Below are 1,980 nucleotides of genomic sequence, written 5' to 3' on the forward strand. Positions count from 1 at the left end.
AACCGGGGTCTGTAAACTCAAGCGCCAACAATTCCCCGAAAATCGACTCGCATGTATTCTCTCCAGTATATACGGCGCCGCACTTCGCGCAGATTTCAGACATAAATCGCACCTCCTACTCATCCCTTGGCGAATAAGATGGAAATAAGTTAGCTTACTAACGGAAAAGAAAAATTATTCAGCATGTTTAAAATTCTTAGCATCCTTACTGCTCTTTGGTGATACGCCGATTTGCGTTATATCTTTGCTCTCCATTTTATAATCGTATTTATAATTATATACGACGTTCGGCTCATCGTTAAAAGCTACATTAATTGCGTATGGGCCTCCCATCTTGCCTTCTCCCATTTTATGATATTTAGGGCTTGCTGAACGAAACTTTACAGAGCAAATCTAATGTAGCCGATACGATTCAGCATAATGTTGAACATGAAGACGAAAAGAAGCCGCAAGCGGCGCTCTAGGTTCATCACGAGGAACTGCAGGGCGATGACGGCCCCGCTCGTTTGCTCGAGTCGCGCCCGGATTCGATTCAACCCATATTTTCGTTTTCCTTCGCCAAACTTGCCTTCGATCGCATTGCGCTCGCCTGCATCCAGCTTGGCGATTCGTTTCATCTCCGCCGTGTCCGCCTGCTTCGAAGGTCGGCCGAGCGGAGGTCCGCTGAGCCGTACGCCGCGCTCCTTACAGTACGCGCGGTTCTCCCGGTTTCGGTAGATCTGATCGGCCATCACTTCTTTCGGGTACACGCCGAACCGAGCTTTGTACGTCTCTACCGATTCGATCAAGGTGACGCCTTCATTGAAGTTGTCCCATTGGCGGCGTTCCAAGAAGGCGAACCCCTGCACCATGCTGACGGACACCTTCGCCCCGAATTCGACTTTCGCTTTTGCTTTCCCGCGAACGATCGGACGAATATGCGGTTGATGAATGCTGACGATGCGATCTTCCACATGATGGACTCGCTTCGTATACATCAGTCGTTGCTGTCGATACAACTCCTGAATGACAAGCAGCTGCTTGTATTGCCGTCTGCTCAGCGCTGTGAGCGACGTGATCTTCGCTAATTCTTCAATGATGCGAAGATCGCGTTTGATGAAGGCGAGTTGCTTACCGATTCCACGGCGCAGCGCCCGATAGCCGATTCGGCGCTGCTTGGCGAGTGCGAGATACGAGCGGCGCGCTTTTTCCCGATACGTGCGCGGTTTCGGACGTTGTCCCACATGCGGGGCATGTAACACGTCGATGATTGTCTCCAGCTTGTCGCGGGCCTCGTTCAGTAGCGTGATATCCGTCGGGTACGCGATGTCGGCGGGCGCACAGGTCGCATCAAGCAGCAGCGTTCCTTGGTTAGGGTCCGCCTTCGAGCGTTTGCACTTTCCGCCTCGACCGCCGGAAGCCGAGGGCTTCATGTCGTCGTCATCATCTTGCTGTTCTGCCTTCGCAGCTTCTACAGCGATCCATTCGTTCACTTCCGCGATCACTTTTTCGCCGAGGCGCTTACGGAAATGAGTCATCAGTGAATGATGAAACGGCGGCCGATCCTGATAGCCCGCCAAGCCGAGGAAGTATTGGAGATACGGGTTCTCGATGATCGTCTCGACCGTCTCTCGATCGGACTGTTGCAGTCTTTCCTGGATGATCAAGGCACCCAGCGCCATCCGAACCGAAATCGCCTTTTGGCCGCGGAACGATTTCTTGAATGACATTGCATACTTGTGCTCCACCTGCGCCCACGGGATCATCTGTGCGAGCTTGATCCAGCGATTATCCGGATTTAGACGGCCACCGAATGGCAAGAAAAACTCGCTCGGCAGCAACAACTGGTTTTCCTCATGGGCGTACGGTTGGTACATGATCGTCATCCTCCATGTGCACGGTTTTTCATCGTTTTGAAACGATTTCCTTGCATATGAATTCGACGAAATGCGCATCAAACCCTTGTCGTTACTGGATTTTTTGGTCGTTCAGCAAGCCCTA

The 1,980-nt window shown here is 52.0% G+C and carries 2 protein-coding genes; both read right to left on the reverse strand.

Annotated elements, in window-relative coordinates; genetic code table 11:
* The coding region (locus N0M98_RS33985; protein WP_375295592.1) for a DUF5946 family protein at window positions 1–103 on the reverse strand (103 nt) is incomplete at its 3' end.
* A 277-nt stretch (window positions 104–380) separates the two neighbouring features.
* The gene (locus N0M98_RS33500; RefSeq protein WP_249862892.1) at window positions 381–1,856 is read right to left on the reverse strand and encodes an IS5 family transposase; all 1,476 of its coding nucleotides are present in this window, start codon (window positions 1,854–1,856) and stop codon (window positions 381–383) included.
* Window positions 1,857–1,980: the final 124 nt, after the last annotated feature.

Origin of the sequence: Paenibacillus doosanensis, from assembly GCF_025060755.1 — a bacterium.
GTDB classification, from domain to species: domain Bacteria; phylum Bacillota; class Bacilli; order Paenibacillales; family NBRC-103111; genus Paenibacillus_S; species Paenibacillus_S doosanensis.